The sequence below is a fragment of the Bacillus sp. EB106-04-02-XG92 genome, assembly GCF_058791995.1.
Window position 1 is genome coordinate 445298 of the sequence record NZ_JBYTEA010000002.1, and the last position, 19920, is coordinate 465217.

General features: G+C 36.5%; 22 protein-coding genes and 1 pseudogene. 10 read left to right on the top strand and 13 right to left on the bottom strand.

The annotated features are described in order from the left end of the window. Positions 1-2: 2 nt before the first annotated feature. The 3 genes from AC3WVA_RS08245 to AC3WVA_RS08255 all read right to left on the bottom strand — a co-directional run bounded on the left by AC3WVA_RS08245 (position 3) and on the right by AC3WVA_RS08255 (position 2615). Positions 3-1019 carry a FecCD family ABC transporter permease gene (locus AC3WVA_RS08245; RefSeq protein ID WP_071757839.1) on the bottom strand — a complete coding sequence of 339 codons (1017 nt, stop codon included), beginning with the start codon at positions 1017-1019 and terminating at the stop codon, positions 3-5. Then, positions 1016-2071, bottom strand: coding sequence for a FecCD family ABC transporter permease (locus AC3WVA_RS08250; protein ID WP_098344674.1), 1056 nt, complete (start codon positions 2069-2071; stop codon positions 1016-1018). Before AC3WVA_RS08250 ends, AC3WVA_RS08245 begins: the two co-directional genes overlap by 4 nt. Positions 2072-2390: 319 nt before the next feature. Beyond that, positions 2391-2615, bottom strand: coding sequence for a YuzB family protein (locus tag AC3WVA_RS08255; protein WP_000526074.1), 225 nt, complete (start codon positions 2613-2615; stop codon positions 2391-2393). A 437-nt stretch (positions 2616-3052) separates the two neighbouring features. Here AC3WVA_RS08255 and AC3WVA_RS08260 point away from each other — a divergent pair, with 437 nt between their 5' ends. Together AC3WVA_RS08260 and lipL are read left to right on the top strand one after the other, a co-directional pair. After that, positions 3053-3745 carry an RsfA family transcriptional regulator gene (locus tag AC3WVA_RS08260; protein ID WP_001980712.1) on the top strand — a complete coding sequence of 231 codons (693 nt, stop codon included), beginning with the start codon at positions 3053-3055 and terminating at the stop codon, positions 3743-3745. A gap of 129 nt (positions 3746-3874) precedes the next feature. Further along, positions 3875-4720: an octanoyl-[GcvH]:protein N-octanoyltransferase gene (gene lipL, locus AC3WVA_RS08265; protein ID WP_349303056.1), complete on the top strand. Its 846-nt coding sequence runs from the start codon at positions 3875-3877 to the stop codon at positions 4718-4720. Between the two features lie 48 nt (positions 4721-4768). Here lipL and pta read toward each other — a convergent pair whose 3' ends face one another. Continuing rightward, entirely contained in the window at positions 4769-5740 is a 972-nt protein-coding gene (gene pta, locus AC3WVA_RS08270) for a phosphate acetyltransferase (protein WP_341013869.1), read from the bottom strand. Positions 5741-6020: 280 nt separating this feature from the next. On the opposite strand from pta, the gene hemQ reads away from it, so the two are divergent. From hemQ to gerQ, 4 genes are all read left to right on the top strand, one after another. Continuing rightward, a complete protein-coding gene (gene hemQ, locus AC3WVA_RS08275) occupies positions 6021-6764 on the top strand; it encodes a hydrogen peroxide-dependent heme synthase (RefSeq protein ID WP_001287590.1) in 744 nt (247 codons plus the stop codon). A 201-nt stretch (positions 6765-6965) separates the two neighbouring features. Further along, positions 6966-8237, top strand: coding sequence for a serine hydrolase (locus AC3WVA_RS08280; protein WP_098520080.1), 1272 nt, complete (start codon positions 6966-6968; stop codon positions 8235-8237). A 175-nt stretch (positions 8238-8412) separates the two neighbouring features. Next, positions 8413-8835, top strand: coding sequence for a cell wall hydrolase CwlJ (gene cwlJ / locus AC3WVA_RS08285; RefSeq protein WP_000538160.1), 423 nt, complete (start codon positions 8413-8415; stop codon positions 8833-8835). 27 nt (positions 8836-8862) lie between these two features. Continuing rightward, the gene (gene gerQ, locus AC3WVA_RS08290) at positions 8863-9300 is read left to right on the top strand and encodes a spore coat protein GerQ (protein ID WP_048527999.1); all 438 of its coding nucleotides are present in this window, start codon (positions 8863-8865) and stop codon (positions 9298-9300) included. A gap of 30 nt (positions 9301-9330) precedes the next feature. Here gerQ and AC3WVA_RS08295 read toward each other — a convergent pair whose 3' ends face one another. The 3 genes and pseudogenes from AC3WVA_RS08295 to AC3WVA_RS08305 form a co-directional block, all read right to left on the bottom strand. Next, on the bottom strand, positions 9331-9699 hold the full coding sequence (locus AC3WVA_RS08295; protein ID WP_000688322.1) for a DUF423 domain-containing protein: 369 nt from the start codon (positions 9697-9699) through the stop codon (positions 9331-9333). Between the two features lie 64 nt (positions 9700-9763). Then, a complete protein-coding gene (locus tag AC3WVA_RS08300; protein ID WP_098344669.1) occupies positions 9764-10048 on the bottom strand; it encodes a YwdI family protein in 285 nt (94 codons plus the stop codon). Between the two features lie 6 nt (positions 10049-10054). Continuing rightward, a pseudogene (locus tag AC3WVA_RS08305) lies at positions 10055-10297 on the bottom strand (cation:proton antiporter regulatory subunit); the annotation flags it as partial. A gap of 139 nt (positions 10298-10436) precedes the next feature. Between AC3WVA_RS08305 and AC3WVA_RS08310 the strand changes: the two are divergent. The 3 genes from AC3WVA_RS08310 to AC3WVA_RS08320 all read left to right on the top strand — a co-directional run bounded on the left by AC3WVA_RS08310 (position 10437) and on the right by AC3WVA_RS08320 (position 13281). Further along, the gene (locus tag AC3WVA_RS08310; RefSeq protein ID WP_141539440.1) at positions 10437-11720 is read left to right on the top strand and encodes a purine/pyrimidine permease; all 1284 of its coding nucleotides are present in this window, start codon (positions 10437-10439) and stop codon (positions 11718-11720) included. Between the two features lie 236 nt (positions 11721-11956). Continuing rightward, on the top strand, positions 11957-12778 hold the full coding sequence (locus AC3WVA_RS08315) for a Cof-type HAD-IIB family hydrolase (protein ID WP_088313698.1): 822 nt from the start codon (positions 11957-11959) through the stop codon (positions 12776-12778). Positions 12779-12987: 209 nt separating this feature from the next. Further along, complete coding sequence (locus tag AC3WVA_RS08320) at positions 12988-13281, top strand: DUF3817 domain-containing protein (protein WP_048527993.1); 294 nt, start codon at positions 12988-12990, stop codon at positions 13279-13281. Positions 13282-13319: 38 nt separating this feature from the next. On the opposite strand, the gene AC3WVA_RS08325 is transcribed toward AC3WVA_RS08320, so the two are convergent. The 5 genes from AC3WVA_RS08325 to AC3WVA_RS08345 are packed head-to-tail and all read right to left on the bottom strand — an operon-like array spanning position 13320 to position 17785. Beyond that, on the bottom strand, positions 13320-13997 hold the full coding sequence (locus AC3WVA_RS08325) for a uracil-DNA glycosylase (protein WP_195756011.1): 678 nt from the start codon (positions 13995-13997) through the stop codon (positions 13320-13322). 19 nt (positions 13998-14016) lie between these two features. Further along, the gene (locus AC3WVA_RS08330) at positions 14017-15009 is read right to left on the bottom strand and encodes a DUF2705 family protein (RefSeq protein ID WP_098344664.1); all 993 of its coding nucleotides are present in this window, start codon (positions 15007-15009) and stop codon (positions 14017-14019) included. After that, positions 15002-15919 carry an ABC transporter ATP-binding protein gene (locus AC3WVA_RS08335; RefSeq protein ID WP_098320342.1) on the bottom strand — a complete coding sequence of 306 codons (918 nt, stop codon included), beginning with the start codon at positions 15917-15919 and terminating at the stop codon, positions 15002-15004. Before AC3WVA_RS08335 ends, AC3WVA_RS08330 begins: the two co-directional genes overlap by 8 nt. After that, positions 15916-16797 (bottom strand): SGNH/GDSL hydrolase family protein, encoded by an 882-nt coding sequence (locus tag AC3WVA_RS08340; RefSeq protein ID WP_180235620.1) that lies wholly within the window; start codon positions 16795-16797, stop codon positions 15916-15918. Before AC3WVA_RS08340 ends, AC3WVA_RS08335 begins: the two co-directional genes overlap by 4 nt. A gap of 10 nt (positions 16798-16807) precedes the next feature. Further along, positions 16808-17785 carry a LacI family DNA-binding transcriptional regulator gene (locus AC3WVA_RS08345; RefSeq protein ID WP_349303059.1) on the bottom strand — a complete coding sequence of 326 codons (978 nt, stop codon included), beginning with the start codon at positions 17783-17785 and terminating at the stop codon, positions 16808-16810. Positions 17786-17884: 99 nt separating this feature from the next. Between AC3WVA_RS08345 and AC3WVA_RS08350 the strand changes: the two genes are divergently transcribed. Next, positions 17885-18511 carry a YczE/YyaS/YitT family protein gene (locus tag AC3WVA_RS08350; RefSeq protein WP_098344661.1) on the top strand — a complete coding sequence of 209 codons (627 nt, stop codon included), beginning with the start codon at positions 17885-17887 and terminating at the stop codon, positions 18509-18511. A gap of 30 nt (positions 18512-18541) precedes the next feature. Here the strand turns inward: AC3WVA_RS08350 and AC3WVA_RS08355 are convergent, their stop codons facing one another. Continuing rightward, positions 18542-19837: a homoserine dehydrogenase gene (locus tag AC3WVA_RS08355; protein WP_087959125.1), complete on the bottom strand. Its 1296-nt coding sequence runs from the start codon at positions 19835-19837 to the stop codon at positions 18542-18544. Positions 19838-19920: the final 83 nt, after the last annotated feature.

Sequence of the window (19920 nt, forward strand, 5' to 3'; positions counted from 1 at the left end):
CTTTATTTTGTCCTCATAAGTAAGTATATAAAATATGGTGCACCAATTACAGAAATAACAAGACCGACCGGTATTTCTGAAGTTGTTAACACACTTCTTGAAATTACGTCTGCGAATAAAAGTAAAAACGTCCCTATTAGTGCAGCGGTAGGCAGCATAATTTGATGTTTACCACCAACAAGGCGCCTCGCTAAATGCGGAGCCATTAAACCGATAAAACCAATTCCTCCGGCAACAGCAACAGATGCACCAGCTAAACAAACTGCAATAAATAATAATTTACGTCTTTCTTTTTCTACATTTACACCAAGGCCAACAGCTGTAGAGTCGCCTAGATTCATTACATTTAATATGTGAGCCTTACTAATAGCAAGTGGCAAGAAAATAACCATCCACGGAAGTACACTTAACACAAACTTCCAATCTGTGCCCCATAGACTTCCCGCTAACCAAATCGTAGCAAAACGAAAATCGTTAGATGTCATCTTCATAGAAAAAATTAAACTCACAGCACCAAACCCGGCTGCAACAGCGATACCGACAAGTATTAATCTCGTTGATGAAACGCCATCTTTCCATGCTAGTAAATAAATTATAACCGCTGCTAATATCGCTCCAACTAACGCGAAGAAAGGAAGGATAAATACAGATAAAAATGTACCAGTCCCAACTTTTCCAAAGAAAAAGTAGACGAAGATAACGACTGTTAACCCCGCTCCAGCGTTAATACCGATAATGCCTGGATCAGCAAGGGGATTTCGCGATAATCCTTGCAAAATCGCCCCTGACATAGCTAAAGCAGATCCAACTAATATAGCAATAACCATACGCGGCATACGGAATTCAAATAAAATAACAGACTGATCTTCAGCCCCAAGTCCAACCAATGACTTTAATACGTCCATTGGCGGTATTTTAAATGTCCCTGTATTTAAACTCACTAAAAATACAGTAACGATTAATCCTACTAAAATTGTTAAAATAGAAACGTTCTTTTTTGTTAAGACACTTGTCCTCACATTTTTCCTCTCCCTTCGTTACGTGCTAAGTAGAGGAAGAATGGAACCCCAATTAGTGCTGTAATTGCTCCAATTGGCGTTTCAAACGGCGGATTAATAACGCGAGATAACATATCTGCACATTCAATTAACAACCCGCCTAAGACCGCAGAACATGGAATAACCCATCTATAGTCTGAGCCTACAAGGAAACGAGTCATATGCGGGATTACAAGACCAACAAATCCAACCGATCCTGCTATAGAAACTGCTGAACCCGTTAACACAAGAACAAGTACTGTCCCGATAAATTTAATTAGCGTCGTATTTTGACCAAGTCCTATCGCAATTTCTTCACCGAAGCTTAAAATTGTAATATACCTCGACATTATAATCGCAATAAAGAGACAAACTAAACCAATCGGCACTAACATATTAATACTTTCCCATTTCACGCCAGCAACTCCGCCTGCATTCCACATACTCACCTCTTGGGCAAGGTTGAAATATAGCGCAATTCCAGATGAAATGGCCCCTAATAAAGCACTAATTGCTGCACCTGCTAAAGCTAATTTCACAGGCGTTAATCCACCTGGTGAAGAAGATCCAATTCCATATACAATGCTCGCTCCAAACGCAGCACCAATAAAAGATGCGATAACGAACATTAAATAAGGTGAATTAGGGAAGAATGCATACATAATTGCAATTCCAAATACAGCCCCATCTGTAATTCCCATTAACGATGGAGAAGCAAGTGGATTTCGCGTCATGCCTTGCATAATTGCCCCTGATACTGCTAAAAAGGCACCTGCTACTACGCCCCCTATTGCTCTAGGCATGCGAAGCTCTTGAATTACGTTATGGTGCGTAATAGAACCGTCAAACTGAAATACAGCTTGCCATACAGTCTTTAAACTAATATCTGCAGCACCAAACGAAATAGACAATGCCATGCTTAAAGCTAACAAAATTGTACCTGCTACTAAAATAATAGAAGCAATGAGCGGCCTGCTCTTAATCTCTTTAACATTCACATCTTGCTGTTCTATACTCCTTGCGCTCGCTTCCATCCCTCAACCATCCTAACCAACAACATATGTTTAATTTAATGAAATGAAATTTATTCTCAAATAGTAATAAAAAAAATAAAATGAATCGCTCTTTTCCTGATAATGATTCTCAGAATCAGACACCTTCTATTCTACCTATCGCTTCCAAAGACTGTCAACTATTATTTTGAAATACAAATTCATATAAGTTGAGACTTTAATAAATAGATAATGCCTATATGTCATTATCTATTTTCATCGCCAATTAAGCTTTCTCAGAATAAATCCTTCCTCTTATGGGCATAAAAAAAGAAGAGGAATCTGTTCACTCTTCTTTTTCTTACTTCTTTAACTTTGCTTCAATTTTTACAATTAATTCATCTTCTGTTGGCGCCGCAACTGGACGATTATTTACAAATGCGAATGATTTTTTACGACCAGGGCCACAGTAAGACTGACATGCAACTTCAATCGTTGCACATGAATCTACTTTTTTCAGCTTTGGAATCAAAGTTTTAACGTTCGTTGCCTGACAATCATCACACACACGAAATTCGTTTCCCATTATATAACACTTCCTCTATTTTAAACTTTTCTCAAGTACATTTAAAAATAAACACTAAATGGTATTTTACCGCTCTTTGAAGCTCGTTGCAAGTTTCCTTGTGACGCTCTTTCCTCATATAATGCTACATATTTATATGCTCTCCTACAGAAGCTTCCTTCATTCTTGGCAAAATTTATCCCGCTTTAACGGGCAGTAAGGCCCCCACCTCAAAATTCAGCGAAAGCAAAGAATCTAGGTGAGGGTCGGGCTGCCCATAAAAGTCCGATTGGTGAGGGCTAATAATCATTGGGGGATGAAGAAAACCCCCAATGATTAAAATTTCACGTTATACCTTTCATCGAAATCTACCATATTTTTAAAAGCTTTGTATAAAAGCTCATTTTTTTGCCCATTATAAAAATAGGAAGTTCATAAAAAGAAAGGGAGTTGAATCTATGAAAGTAAGACAAGATGCTTGGACGGATGAGGATGATTTATTACTTGCTGAAACTGTACTTCGTCACGTTCGAGAAGGAAGTACACAATTAAATGCATTTGAAGAAGTAGGAGACAGGTTGAATCGTACATCGGCTGCCTGTGGTTTCCGTTGGAATGCTGTTGTTCGCTATAGCTATGAACAAGCTCTTCAACTAGCAAAAAAACATCGTAAAGATAAAATGCGTGCTGCAAGCGGTGAACAAGCGAAAAAACGTTTACTTTATACACCACCAGCTTCAGATTCGATAACTGATTATGAAGAATTTGTACAAGAGGAATCAATTGTACAATATAAAGAAGCTATTCCATATAAAGAAACTACCGTTCCTGCTGCAAAAGGCTCTATGACAATGCAAGATGTTATTTATTTTTTACAAACAGTCGGATCTTCAAATATAAAAGTGACAGCTCTTGAAAACGAGAATACGAGATTGAAACAAGAAATTAAATCACAAATCCTTCGAAATGAAGAACTAGAAAAGAAACTAGAAAAATTAGAAAAACAATCTCATACTGTACAAGAAGATTACGAAACACTTATGAACATTATGAACCGTGCTCGTAAGTTGGCTGTCATGGATGACGAAGAACGTTCGCAAACATCTTTCCGAATGGATCGAAACGGTAATTTAGAAAAAATTGCAGAATAGAAAGGATGCATGTAATGCATCCTTTTTTATTATTTCACCCTTAAACTTTCCCTTTATATGTGAGAAAACTCCATTCTTCATTTTTTGCTATAATAGAGATTGTCATTTTAAAGATAAGGGGTTAGTTATATGAGCAATTCCCGTTCCATTTTATCTCAGCCAGAGTGGCGTATTGTAGATCAATCTAGTTTGGGACCAACATTCCATGCATTGCAGTCATTTGCAATGGATGACACATTGTGCACAAGTATTGGAAACGGTCAATCAGCTGCAACAATGCGTTCTTGGGTTCATCACAATACAATTGTTCTTGGCATTCAAGATTCACGCCTACCACACTTAGAAGAAGGTATTTCCTTTTTAAAAGAAAACAACTTTAATGTTATCGTTCGTAATTCCGGTGGACTTGCAGTCGTACTGGATGAAGGTGTTTTAAACGTATCTCTTTTATTCCAAGAGACGGAAAAAGGTATCGATATTGACCTTGGATACGATACAATGTGGCATTTAATTCAGGAAATGTTAAAGGATTACGATGTTACAATTGAGGCAAAAGAAATTGTTGGTTCTTACTGTCCTGGTAGCTACGATTTAAGTATTCGCGATCAAAAATTCGCTGGCATTTCACAGCGCCGTATTCGCAGCGGTGTCGCTGTCCAAATTTATCTTTGCGCGACAGGAAGTGGCTCTGAACGTGCCGCACTCGTTCGTGATTTCTACAACCTAGCCATTCAAGGAGAAGAAACACGCTTTACGTATCCTGAAATTGTACCGAGCACGATGGCTTCACTTTCAGAATTACTTGGCGAAACCATTACAGTACAAAATTTAATGATGCGCCTTTTACAAACATTGCAGCAATTCGCTCCAAAGTTAACACCATCTCAATTAACAATAGATGAAATACCTTTATATGAGACGAATTTACAGCGTATTATTGATCGTAACAATAAAGCACTTGGCTTAGAAAAATAAAGACCGTCGCTATTATAGCGACGGTCTTTATTTCAATTCATTATAGAATTAAAGTGCTTGAGCTGCTGTAATTAAAGCTAACTTGTACACTTCTTCTTCGTTACATCCACGAGATAAGTCATTTACAGGCATGTTTAAACCTTGTAAGATTGGTCCCACTGCTTCGAAGTTACCTAAGCGCTGAGCGATTTTGTAGCCGATATTACCAGCTTCTAAGCTTGGGAATACAAATACGTTAGCATCACCTTGAATTGTAGAACCTGGAGCTTTTTTCTCAGCTACAGATGGTACGAATGCAGCATCGAATTGGAATTCTCCATCTAAAGTTAATTCAGGAGCCATCTCTTTTGCAATACGAGTTGCTTCTACAACTTTTTCTGTTTCTGGAGATTTCGCAGAACCTTTTGTAGAGAAGCTTAACATAGCAACGCGTGGATCAATGCCGAATAGTTCAGCAGTTTTCGCACTCTCGATACCAATTTCAGCTAAATCTTGGCTGTTTGGTGCAATGTTAATTGCGCAATCAGCGAATACATATTTCTCTTCTTCACGTACCATGATGAATACGCCAGAAGTTTTTGTAACGCCTGGTTTTGTTTTGATGATTTGAAGTGCTGGACGAACTGTATCAGCTGTAGAGTGAGCTGCACCACTTACTAAACCGTGTGCTTTGCCCATGTATACAAGCATTGTACCGAAGTAGTTTTCGTCTTTAAGGATTTTGCGAGCGTCTTCTTCAGTTGCTTTACCTTTACGGCGTTCAACAAAAGTTGCTACCATTGCATCCATTTCTTCGTATGTAGCTGGGTCGTAAATATCAACGCCTGCTAATGTTAAATTCATGCTAGCAGCTTTTGCGCTAATTTCATCTTTATTACCAACTAAGATTGGTTTTACTAACTCTTCTTTTGCTAAACGCTCTGCAGCGCCTAAAATTCTTTCATCAGTTCCTTCAGGAAGTACAATAGAAATGCCTTTTCCTTGAACTTTTTCTTTTACTGTTGTAAATAAGTTGCTCACGAATAAACCCTCCTACTTATGTTAAAAAAACTCTATCTTTAAGAATACTGCTTTTCTTCTATATTTTAAACTTATAGCTCCCAAAAAATAGATAAAATAAAAATGATTATATTTTCATAAAATTCAGCCTAGAAATAACGCCCCTTTAAGCCTTGTCCCCTCCTATTTTCAAATAAACATAAATGTGACAATTTTATGCGCCAATGCTTTATATAGATGATTTTAAAACTATATATGCTATAGTTAACGTGTAAAACTATCATTAACTGAGGTGAATAGAATGAGTGAAGCAACAACAACGTTAGATGGCTGGTATTGTTTACATGATTTACGTTCTATTGATTGGGCTGCATGGAAAACATTATCTAGCGACGAACGCGGACAAGCTGTGTCTGAATTTTTAAATGTCGTTGAAAAATGGAATGAAGTAGCTAGTGCGAAAAAAGGCAGTCATGCAATGTATACAGTTGTTGGCCAAAAAGCTGATATTATGCTTATGATTTTACGTCCAACAATGGAAGAGTTAAATGAAATTGAGACAGAATTGAATAAAACAACATTAGCTGAATATATGGTTCCTGCATACTCTTACGTATCTGTTGTTGAACTAAGCAACTACCTTCCAGCTGATGAAGATCCATACCAAAACCCACAAATCTTAGCTCGCTTATATCCTGAGTTACCAAAAGCAAATCACATTTGCTTCTATCCAATGGACAAGCGTCGCCAAGGTGATGACAACTGGTACATGCTTCCTATGGAAGAACGTAAAAAAATGATGTACAGTCATAGTAAAATTGGTCGCCAGTACGCAGGTAAAGTACGCCAAGTTATTTCAGGATCTGTTGGATTTGACGATTTTGAGTGGGGCGTAACATTATTCGCTGACGATGTTCTTCAATTTAAAAAACTTATATATGAAATGCGCTTCGATGAAGTAAGTGCTCGTTATGGTGAATTCGGAACATTTTTCGTTGGAAACATTTTACCAGACGAAAAGGTAGAGAAATTTTTACACATATAAATCATAAAAAGGAACGAAATTCGTTCCTTTTTTTATTACCCGCTATATTTCTCCTCAAAAAACTTCTTTTCTCTGCAAATTTGAACAAAAATCGACAAATTCCTTTCAAATACCTTACAAAATTGTAACCTTTCTATATCCAAATTTATGCTAAAATGGTACGAGCTATATGCTAATAACGATGCGAAGGTGATAATCTATATGAAGAAAATCTTATCTATTTTACTAATGCTTCTATTGTCAATTTCTTCCTTAGGAGTAACAACATCCCATGCCGAAGAAAAAATACACATTGAGGCAGCTGCTGCACTTCTATTTGATGCAGATACAGGAAAAATACTGCATGAACAAAATCCAGATGAATTACTAGCTATCGCTAGTATGTCAAAATTAATTGTTGTTTATGCCGTGTTAGAAGCAATTAAAGAAGGAAAAATCACTTGGGATACAAAGGTAAACATTTCTGATTACGCTTATGAAGTTTCACGTAATAATGAATTCTCTAACGTTCCCTTCGAAAAGGGACGTCAATATACTGTAAGAGAACTATATCATTCTATCGTTATCTTCTCTGCAAACGGATCTAGTATTGCCTTAGCAGAACTTCTTGCAGGAAGTGAGAAAAACTTCTTAAATCTTGCAAATGATCATGCAAAAAAACTAGGGTTAAAGAAATATAAGTTTGTAAACGCTACTGGGTTAAATAACGCTGACTTAAAAGGAAAACATCCTGAAGGAACTGATCCGAATGGAGAAAATTCCATGTCAGCTCGCGATATGGGTATGCTTTCAAAAGCAATGATTACAAAGTATCCAGAAATGCTAGAGGATACAAAACAAAGATTTAGAAACTTCCCAGATAATCATCCGAAACCAATACGTATGGAAAACTGGAACTGGATGTTGCCAGGTGCCGCTTTCTCTTATGATGGAACAGATGGTTTAAAAACTGGTAGTTCTGATACTGCTGGATACGGATTCACTATTACAGCAAAACGTGGTGATTTACGCCTCATTTCAGTAATTATAAAAACAAAATCAATGGATGAGCGTTTCACCGAATCTCGTGAATTAATTGAATATGGATTTAATAATTTCGAAAAACAAAAACTAAAAGTGGATAAAAACAATACAATCTCTGTAGTAAAAGGGAAAGAAGATCAAGTCACTGTTACACCGGAAAAAGAAATAACAATAATTGCGAAAAAAGGTAGCAAAGATCCTTATAAAATTGGGACTGAAGTAGATAAATCCCTTGCTGAAGATGGCCATTTAGTTGCTCCTATTAAAAAAGATGCCAAAGTAGGCTCAATTACTTTAGAATCAACTGATAAATATGGTTTCTTAGACGGTAGTAAAAGTATGAAGGTTACTGCAAAAACGACAGAGGAAGTTGAAAAAGCAAATTGGTTTGTATTATCAATGCGCTCTATTGGAGATTTCTTCTCAAACTTATGGTCTAAAGTATTTTAATGATGAAAAGCTAGCTCAAGCTAGCTTTTTTTATTTTCCTCTCTCCATGTAAAACTTCGTTTGGTTGTCATATCTGCGTCCTTTTCCTCATACGTATGAACTAGTAATTGTTACACACTTCATCTAGAGATAAACCTCTTTCCACAAGGTATTACAAAAAGAGAGGTGACACATAATGGGTGTTATTGCTTATAACGAAGAAGATGTTAAGTTATTAGCTAGATTGATGCGTGCTGAAGCTGAAGGAGAAGGACAACAGGGGATGTTAATGGTCGGAAATGTTGGGGTAAATCGTGTCCGCGGAAATTGTTTAGATTTTAAAAAAATACGTAATTTACGTCAAATGGTGTATCAAAACCCTGGTGGTTTTGAGGCAACGCAAAAAGGATATTTTTATCAACGAGCAAGGGAGCAAGATATCGCATTAGCAAGGCGAACAATTCAAGGACAACGTTTTTGGCCTGCCAATTTTGCCTTATGGTTTTTTAGACCGGAAGGCCCTTGTCCTCCAACTTGGTATAATCAACAAAACTCTGGTCGCTTCAAAAAGCACTGCTTCTTCCAGCCATCTGGCGAGGATTGTCCTAGCGTATATTAAGGATTGATACTGAGGAGGGATTTTTGAATGGCACAGCAACAAAATCCGTATTACGGAACAGGTTTCTATCAACCATCTGGAACTTATGTACAACCGCAACAAATGACGCAACAGCAGCAACAACAACAGCAAGCAATGCAACAACAAGCAGCTCAAGCTGCGCAAGCTCAATATGCAATATCTCAAGGCATGTTACCTTTAGAACAGTCGTATATTGAAAATATTCTTCGCCTGAACAAAGGAAAGCAAGCTACGGTTGTAATGACTTATGAGCGTGGCAGTTCGCTCGGTACACAATCTTATACAGGTATTATCGAAGCCGCTGGTCGTGATCATATTGTAATTAGTGAGCCCCAATCCGGAAAACGTTATTTACTACTTATGATTTACTTAGATTATGTGGAATTCCCAGAAGAAATTACGTATTTACCTAGTCAACAAGCAACTTATGCTCCAAGACCATAAAAAAAGCTGGCATATGCCAGCTTTTGTTTTTTATAATCCTTTTACAACTGCAGTTCCGACTAAGATCCATGCCACAATAAACGCTACGCCACCAAGAGGTGTAATTGGGCCAAAGAACTTAATACCTGTCGTACTTAATGCATACAAACTGCCTGAGAACATAATAATTCCAGCTACCATAAGCCAGCCAGCAGTAGTTAAAAGTGATGATTGAATTTTATCCATCAATAAAGCAACTACGAATAGTCCACCTGCATGAAACATTTGATATGTAACGCCTGTTTTCCAAACCTCTAACATTTTTGCAGAAACTTTATTTTCTAAACCGTGTGCTCCAAAAGCCCCTAAGGCAACAGATAGCCCTGCCGCAATACAACCTAGTAAAAAGAAAATTTTCATCTTAATTCCCCTTTTTTACCTTTATCATAAGCAATTTTTTCATATAAGCCAAACGATTTATCTTCTAAAAATCAAATAAAGAATTACCGTTTGCATCACTTTCTTTTATATATACTGGCTCATCAGAAATCGGTGCGATTGGTTGCATCGTTATTGGTTGTGATTCGATGATTTGTGATTGAATTTGTGGCTCTCTATACGTAGAAGATTCCACCTGTTCATCTAGTAGTAAATCACATAAAGCACGCACAACTAACAAATGCTCTTTTGATTTTTGCCCTTCACTGCTTTTTGCCTTTGCAATTTCATTCGCCATTTTATTTAAAATTTTATCACTTGATATTTGCATTCCTTGTCACCTCTTACTTTGTAGTTCTTTCTCAAATTGCCCCAGTTTCTCTACTGAACCAAATACTATTATCATATCATGTTCTTGCAATTTTTCCTGCCCCGTTGGATTATGTATAACATTTCCATTTCTCAAAATCGCTAAAATAGAGCCCTCGCCGACTGCAATCTCTTCAATTACAAATGACTGCTCCACCCCATACAGTACTGTATCAATATAATGAACTGTTAGCGGATTCGCAATACCCTCTTCATACATATAACTGCTATCCATAATTGCTTACATGCATTCATATCGTGTTTCAACTCTTTTCTCTATCTACAATCTTTGCCAGTGGAAATGAAATACATATATACTAGATACGGAATCTATGAAAGAGGTTGATATAATGAAAACATTTCTTTCCGCCTTACAATGGGCGCTATTTATTTTAGCTGGGAGCCTTATCGTACCAATTAGCGTCGCAACTAGTTACGGTCTCGATGGTGCTGAAGCTATTGCATTCGTACAAAGAACATTATTTGTTCTTGGTTTTGCTGGCCTACTGCAAGCTATATTTGGGCATAAACTTCCTATTCAAGAAGGTCCTGCGGGACTTTGGTGGGGGATTTTCTCCCTTTATGCAAGTTTAGGCGTCGTATTATTTGGATCAAGCAACGAAACGCTTAAAGTCCTTCAATATGCCTTCCTATTAAGCGGAATCATTTGTATTATTCTTAGTATTTTTGGACTTATCGATAAACTAGTTCGCTATTTTACACCGACAGTCATTGGAACTTATTTATTTCTTCTTGTCGCGCAACTTAGTGGGTCCTTCTTAAAAGGAATGTTCGGTCTTGACGGACAACATACAGAAGTACAAGCTGACGTATTTATTCTATCACTGATTGTTATTTTACTATCCTTTTTCATCATGAAGCTACCTATTATTGGACAATATTCAGTTCTTTTCAGTATCGTCTGCGGCTGGATACTATTCGTATGCTTCGGATTATCTAATCCAGTAACGCCTGTGACAGATATAATCCGTTTTCCGTCTCTATTTGTTTTCGGAACGCCTCGGATTGAATGGAACATGGCCATTACAGTAGTTTTCGTTACACTATTACTTCTAACAAATATGTTAGCAAGTATTCGTGTTGTGCAAAAGGTTGTTTCTAAATATGAAGAGAATGCTGCACCAGATCGTTTCAAACAGGCCGGCATTATAACAGGAATAAATCAATTGCTAGGAGGTCTTTTTTCAGCTATTGGACCTGTCGCTATTTCTGGATCAGCAGGCTTTATTGCAACGACTAATATTTATAAACGACTCCCATTTATGTTAGGATCAAGCTTTATTATTCTCGTTAGTATATTCCCGAAAATTACTTCATTCTTTGCGGCAATCCCTGTTGCAGTTGGATATGCTGCCATTTATCCTGTATTTGCAAGCATGATTGGTCTTGCCTTTCGTGAATATGAAACCGTACAAGATAAAGAACGATTATTTAAGGTAGCGGGCCTTTCAATCTTTACAGGAGTCGGAGTTATGTTTGTTCCAGCAGGAGCATTTTCTACGCTCCCTCCATTTCTAGCATCGTTTTTAAGTAACGGTCTCGTTCTTGGATCTGTAATGGCAATTTTACTTGAAATACTATTTTCTCGTTCAACAGAAAAACAACCATCGTAAATTGGAAAACTTCCATTATTGCACTCTACCTTTAGAGTTGTTACGATAATGATAAAATGAAAACTAATTAGGCATTAGCGGTATAAATTATCATGGGCAACTTGCTCATGGTAATTTATACTAATAATATAGAACTTCTCCTAATTTCACATACAGAAGTTCGATGTCTTACTATATATTCCCCAATATCTTCATAAAACTTTATTTCTATTTCAACAAAGAGAGGAATTTTCAATATGACTTATAAAATGATTGTTTTAGATTTAGATGATACTTTATTACGTGATGACCATACTATTTCACCTCGTACGAAAGAGGCTCTAATGACTGCACAAGAACAAGGTGTAAAAGTTGTACTTGCTTCTGGGCGCCCAACGTTTGGTATGCGCAATGTAGCGAAAGAACTTCGTTTAGAAGAATACGGCAGTTTCATTCTATCTTTTAATGGTGCAAAAATTATTAACTGTAAAACAAACGAAGAAATCTTTAGTAGTACGCTATCTCCTGAAATCGTTCACAACCTATTTGAAATTAGTAAAACTGAAGATGTATGGATTCATACTTATATGGGCGATGATATCGTAACAGAAGAAAATAATCCTTATACTGAAATTGAGGGCGATATTACTGGTATGCCAATTGTTGTAGTAGATGACTTTAAAGCCGCTGTTAAAGAACCTGTAGTAAAGGTATTAATGAATAAAGAAGCTGAACGCCTTGTTGTAGTAGAAAAGAAACTACAACAACAACTAGAAGGCCAATTAAGCGTTATGCGTTCTAAACCATTCTTCTTAGAATTTACTGAAGCTGGTGTTACAAAAGGAACGAGCTTAAACAAACTGATCCAAAAACTTGGCATTAAGCGCGAAGAAGTTATTGCAATGGGCGATAGCTATAACGACCAAGCGATGATCGAATTCGCTGGTCTTGGCGTTGCAATGGGTAATGCACCTGATGATATTAAAGAAATTGCAAACTACGTAACAGATACAAATATGAACGATGGCGTTGCAAAAGTTGTAGAGAAGTTCGTACTAAAAAACGAAGTACTTGTTTAATATTTTCATTCATAAAACCTATTTGAAGTCAAATACTTCAAATAGGTTTTTATTTAAATTCTCATGCTTTTGTGACTATATTTTGAACTTTGCACTATTCTCGTAGTGTAAACTTTCTTTTTGTATATAATGAAACAAAATAGACTATTTTATTTTGAAGAAGAATACAAATTTACTATATACAAGCATACGTTAAAGGAGGTTGCTTTATGTTATCTACACCAATCGGACGATTAAGAGCAATTGGACTAGTTGAAGGTATTTCTTTCCTATTACTATTATTTGTAGCAATGCCATTGAAATATTTCGCAGGATTTGCTACAGCTGTTAAAATTACAGGTATGGCTCATGGTGTTTTATTTATCCTATTCATCTTTGCGGTAATTCAAGTAACAATCGTACACCGCAAATCAATTGCGTGGGCACTTGGAGCATTTGTTTCATCGGTTATCCCATTTGGTACGTTTGTACTAGATGCTAAATTAAAGAACGAACAACAATAATAAAAAGGTAGTTAACGACTGTTAACTACCTTTTTTATTTACAGATTTGGAATTTCCCAATCAATTTCCCTCTCACCCATATTTGCTAAAATCGTATTTACTTTAGAGTATGGCTTACTCCCAAAGAAACCACGTCTTGCTGATAGTGGGCTTGGATGTACAGATTCAATAATATGGTGCTTCGTATTCGTAATTAACTTTTTCTTCGCCTGTGCATGGCGTCCCCACAATATGAAAATAACCGGCTTTTCACGTTCATTTAATAGCTCAATTACGCGATCTGTGAAATGCTCCCATCCTTTCCCTTTATGAGAATTCGCTTCACCTTGTCGAACTGTTAGTACCGTATTTAATAATAAAACTCCTTGCTCTGCCCACTTTACTAAATAACCGTTATTTGGAATGTCATAACCGTATTCATCTCGAAGTTCTTTATACATATTTAGCAAGGACGGCGGCGTTTTAATACCAGGTTGTACTGAGAAGCTTAAACCATGCGCTTGATCTGGTCCGTGATATGGATCTTGTCCTAAAATAACAACCTTTGTATTTTCATAACTTGTATATTGTAGAGCGTTAAAAATATCTTCTATTTTTGGATAAACAACATGTGTGCTGTACTCTTCTCTCAAAAAATTAGCTAAAGTAAGATAGTATTCTTTCTCAAATTCCGGTGCCAATAATGGCCCCCAATCATTTTTTAAAACATTTTTCATACTTTCACTTCCCGTCCAATTAATTCACCATATCCTGCTTTGTAAATACTACAAACGAAATAATTAGGGACACAACGGCCCATACAGTTAAATTCATTAAAGAAAACCCCATCGATAAACCTTGTAATGCAGGTAATTTTCCTGATAAATAATCCGTTAATGATAAATTCACACTAAAAATATATTTCGCACCTTCCCAAGATGTTGCGAATGAGCTCAAAATACCACCTGCGATTAATGCGGCTAACATAACGCCCATACCAGCTGGTGTGTTTCGAATTAATACGGAAACCATAAAGGATATCGTTCCGACAACGATAGCAACAAACCAAGTTAGTCCATACGCCATTAATACGTATTGCCACTGCGGGATAAGATGTACAAAATTCGTATTTAACGTTTCCTTATCAATGACGAATCCTGTTAACACAGGCAGATTCCATCCTGAATACCCAAACACAAGCCCGGATAATATGTAAGCAAATACACCTACAAGGAGCAGTATGAGTGAAATGAAAAATAACATCGTTACGTACTTACTAAGAAGTATTTTCCAGCGCCGGATAGGCCGCGTAAGTAACATCTTCATCGTTCCATCACTTCTTTCCCCTGAAACAATATCAATAGCGACAATCATTACGAGAAGCGGAATAAACAATGTAATTCCTTGCTCAATAAATGCCCTTACAAAGGTTGGTGCGCCCGGTGCCATTGGGTTAATATCATGATCTAAATAATATTGTTGTTGCTCCACTCTTACCTTTAACCAATCGCGCCATTCTTCTGGTAATCTAGAGTTGTTCAAGCGGTTTTGAGAATCAACAATTTGTTGTTGCAGTGAAACTTTCCAATCCGTTGTACCGAGCCTTTTTTGTGTCGTTTCTATTTCACGATACTGCGCATACACGAAAAGCGGGATCAAGATTGCTAAAATAAGCATGACAACAAAAATACGCTTCTTACGATAAATTTTCTCCGATTCATTCAAAACTAGATTCGCAAATTCACGCATGCTTCTCACCCCTTGTGAGTTCAATAAATAAATCTTCTAGCGTAAATACAAGCTCCTTAACGCTATGTACATCTATCTCGTTTTCTACAAAATGTTTATTCCAACTACTTATAGATGCGATATTCATACGGCATAGTAATCGATCATCTTCTATGCTCACTTCTCTTACTTCTTCAGCATCTTCTAGCATATCTTTTGCCTTAAGAATCGGTGTAACAATCCATTCTACGCGATCACTTGCTGTTTTAATTAACTCTTCAACCTTAGCAACTGTTATCATTTTACCTTTATGAATAATAGCTACACGATCACATATCATTTGTACTTCGCTTAGCAAATGACTAGAAATAAACACACTCATATTTTCCTCTTTCACAAGCTTATGTATAAACTCCCTAAGTTCTCTAATTCCAGCTGGGTCTAAACCGTTTGTTGGCTCATCTAATATGAGCAATTTGGGATTTCCAAGAAGCGCTTGCGCAATACCAAGACGCTGTTTCATACCGAGTGAGTATGTTTTTACCTTATCGTGAATTCTTTCATCCAAATGAACCATTTGAGCAATTTCAATAATACGTTCATCTGATATACCACCTAACATACGGGCAAATTGTTTTAAATTTTCCCATCCCGTTAAATATGTATACAGTTCTGGGTTTTCAACGATACTCCCAATTTGACGCATCGCTTCTCTGAAATTTTCCTTAATAGAATAACCGCCGATAGAAATCGTGCCTTCTGTTTCCTTAATCAATCCAACTAACATTCGAATGGTAGTCGTTTTTCCGGCACCATTCGGCCCTAGGAAGCCAAACACTTCTCCTTGTTTTACATCAAAGGAAATATTCTCTACAATCGTCTTCTTTCCAATTACCTTCTTCACGTCTCGTACGGAAAGTATCGTCGTCATTTTACCCCTCCTTGTTCTAGTTTTAATTTACTCGCAACATTTTGCACTAATCGGTCCGCCATATATGTATATCCTATTTCATTCGGATGGAAATGATCGGAGTATAATAAATCTTTCCCGCGGTTTTGGAATAAATCAAATGTCGGTGTAATATACACATTTTTATTATTTATCGCCAATTTTTCTAAAGATGCGTTCCAGTCTACAACAATGTTTGAAGACCCTTTTAAATCTTCTACATCTTCAAAAGGATTATATAAACCTAGCCAAAAAATTGGGCTATCTGTATTTAACTTACGAATTTCCTCTATAATTTTCTTCGCTTCATTCTGGAATGTTTCTGTATCAGGACGATATGTTTCTAAATCTATCTTTCCAAGCGAGTCCCAACCTGGAAATAAATCATTTCCTCCAATCGTTAAAACGATTACATCTGCTTGCTTAATTGAATATTGAGCGCCACTACTCTCAATTTGTTTTAATAAGTCAGGCATTTTCGCACCACTAACCGCTAAGTTCGTTAAAGCAACCTTTTGCTTATAATCTTTTTGTAAATCTTCTTTCATTCGTCCAACATAACCAATTCCTTCTTTATCACCAACACCGCGTGTTAATGAATCACCTAAGCTTACGATTTGTAACGTTCCCGTTTTCTTTTTCTCTTTTGCCACTACATCGGTCTTCTTAATTAAATTTGAAGCTTTCGGATTTAATACATCATTTACACCTGAAACAAAGCCATATGCAAATAAACAGAAAGATGCAATTGTAATGAGTAGAATTACTTTTACTACTTTTGATCTCATATCAAAACCCCTTTTAGCCCTCATAGATTGTCCATAATTATACCAAACGCCATTTTGAAAAGCGATTTTCACACCTTATCTATTATGTTGTTTCTCTATGTACTAATTCTGGCAATAACTCTACGTGCTTTATATCGATTTGCTCATCATTAATCTTTTCATATAATAATTCAAATGCCGTTGCGCCGACATTTTTACTACAATACGAAATCGTCGTAATGCCTAAAATATCTGCCACATCTTGATCATCACAACCGATAATCGTAATATCTTCCGGAATACGAATGCCTTGTTTTTTCGCTTCCGTTACCATCCCTGCGGCAATATGGTTGCAAGATACAAGAAACGCTGTTGGTTTTATTGACATACGGGTCCATTCCCTAATCACATTACGCCCATCTTCCACTGTAAAACAGCCTTTAAACTTCCAAGCCTCTATCGGTGTTACAGCCATCTGTTGAAGTGAATCTTCATATGCTTGTTTTCTTCTCTGACTATTAATGCTATTACTTCTTCCAATGCAATACCCAATACTTGTATGGCCCGCATCTATTAAGCTTTTCATTCCGCGCGAAAACACTTTATAGTAATCAATATGCACACTCGAAATCAAATTCGAGTCGATTTCTTCGCACATAACAATAGGGCCGAATTTCGTATATTCTTCAAGCTTTTCCTTACTATTTGTCCGCGAACATATAATAACCCCATCAAGTTTTTTCATTTTTAACATATTCAAAATTTCTAATTCCCTTTCCTCACTATAATTCGTCTGACAAAGCATCATATTATAATTATTCTTTGCTGTTTCCTTTGATATTCCCTCGATAATAGCGCTATAATATTGATCATTTACGTGCGGTAATAAAACGCCAATTACATTCGTTTTTCCTTTCACTAAATGAATTGCATTCACATTTTGCGTATAATTTAATTCTTCTATAATTGCTAAAATTTCTTTTCGTTTCTGTTCATTCACATATGGATGATTATTTAGTACACGTGAAACAGTTGAAACAGATACCCCAGCAAGCTCAGCAATCTTCCTTATATTCGTCATCTCATTTTCCCCTTCCCTGCAAAAAATTCTCCCTTGACCTGGTAAGCTTTCCACAATATATCCTTTCCTAGCAAATACTTTTTGAAAGGATATACAACTATGCTTCGACTCAAATTAGAATATATATTTTTCATTGGCGGTCTACTCATTCTCGCCATCGGCATTAATATGATGACGACAATTACTTCCTTTGGACTTAGCCCTTATGATTCCTTCTTTATTGCACTATATCAAAATTTCGGGATTAGTATCGGTTTTTGGATTTTTATGATTAACTTTACTTTTACCCTTATCGTCCTCTTTTGGAATAAAAAACAAATTACAATCGGTACAATTGTAACAATGGTTCTTATTTCTCTTTTTGTTGATTGGATTGGTTCCATTACAATTATTATGGACGCTATCCGTTCTCTTCCAAAATATATAACACTTGTTTGTGGAAATCTATTCATTGGAGCCGGTATTGGTCTTTACGTCTCTACAAATCTTTGCGCAGCACCTCAAGAAGCTTTCGTTTTAACAGTTGCTGAGAAAAAGAAATGGACATTTAGAAGAACGGAAATTTCGTTAGCATTCTTATTTTTAACATTAAGCTTCTTATTAGATGGACCTATCTATTTTGGAACAATCATTTTATCCTTTACAACAGGCTGGATTATCCAAGCATTTATTCAAGTTGGTACGAAGATTTTAAATAGAAAAGAGCCTATTAAGCAAGCTGCTTAATAGGCTCTTTCTGTTTTATGATACGAGATGCTACTTAGCATCCCCTTCAATTCGATAATTTGCTTTCAAACAATCTATTTCTTCATACGATTGCAATGTATGTAGAATATAATCATAATCAGCAAGAGACGCACGATGCGTTACAATTACAATTTCAGCCTTTCCTTTCTCTTCAAGTGGCATTTGAATAATCTTTTCAAAGCTAACGCCACGCTCAGAGAATAACGAAGTAATTTTTGCAAATACACCAATTTCATCTTTTACATGAAGTCTTAAAAATTTCTTCACAACAATTTCGTCTGGCTCTTTTAATACCTTTTTATACTGCGGTGATACTGCACTATTTCCGTTTACACCTAATCTAATATTTTGCATAACAGCTACTAAATCTGAAACAACAGCTGTTGCTGTCGGTAAACTTCCTGCACCTGGTCCATAAAACATCGTTTCTCCAACTGCTTCCCCATACACATATACAGCGTTATATTCATTTTGTACAGCCGCAAGAGGATGCGTATTTGGAAGTAGTGTTGGTTCAACTGTGACCTCTAATTTTTCACCATCTCGCTTCGCAAGACCGATTAATTTAATCGTGTATCCTAAACTCTTACTGTATTCAATATCTTCTTCTGTAATAGAAGTAATCCCTTTTACCTTCACATCTCCAAGCTCTACATTTGTAGAGAAACCAAGAGTAGCCAAAATCGTCATTTTTCTTGCTGCATCTAAACCTTCTACATCTGATGTTGGATCTGCTTCTGCAAATCCAAGTTGTTGGGCTTCTTTTAACACGTCGTTATATGCTCTCCCTTCATCTGACATTTTCGTCAAAATAAAATTTGTCGTCCCATTTACAATTCCCATTACTTTCGTAATAAGATCTGAAGAAAGTCCTTCTACGATACTTCGTAAAATCGGAATCCCTCCGGCTACACTTGCTTCATAAAACAGATCGGCTTTATTATCTTTTGCTACTGCTAAGAGTTCCGCTCCATGTAACGCCATTAAATCTTTATTAGCAGTCACAACATGCTTCCCGCTTTGTAGAGCTTGTAAAATATATGCTTTCGCATCATCAATGCCACCCATCACTTCGATGACAACGTCAATATTCGGATTATCTAAAATTTCATTTGCATTTTGTGTTAATAGAGTAGAAGGTACCTCTACTTCTCTCTCTTTTTCAATATTTTGTACTAGTACTTTCGTTACTTTTACAGGACAACCTACTTGGTGTATAAGTCGCTCTTGATGATCTGTAATGATACGAACTACACCGCTACCAACTGTCCCAAGACCTAACAAACCAACTTGAATTTCTTTCATAATACTGTCCACCCCTCAAAAATTGTGTTTAGATGAAATTATATGAGTAAAAAATCTGAAAAACAATGTTTTTTGAACATTCG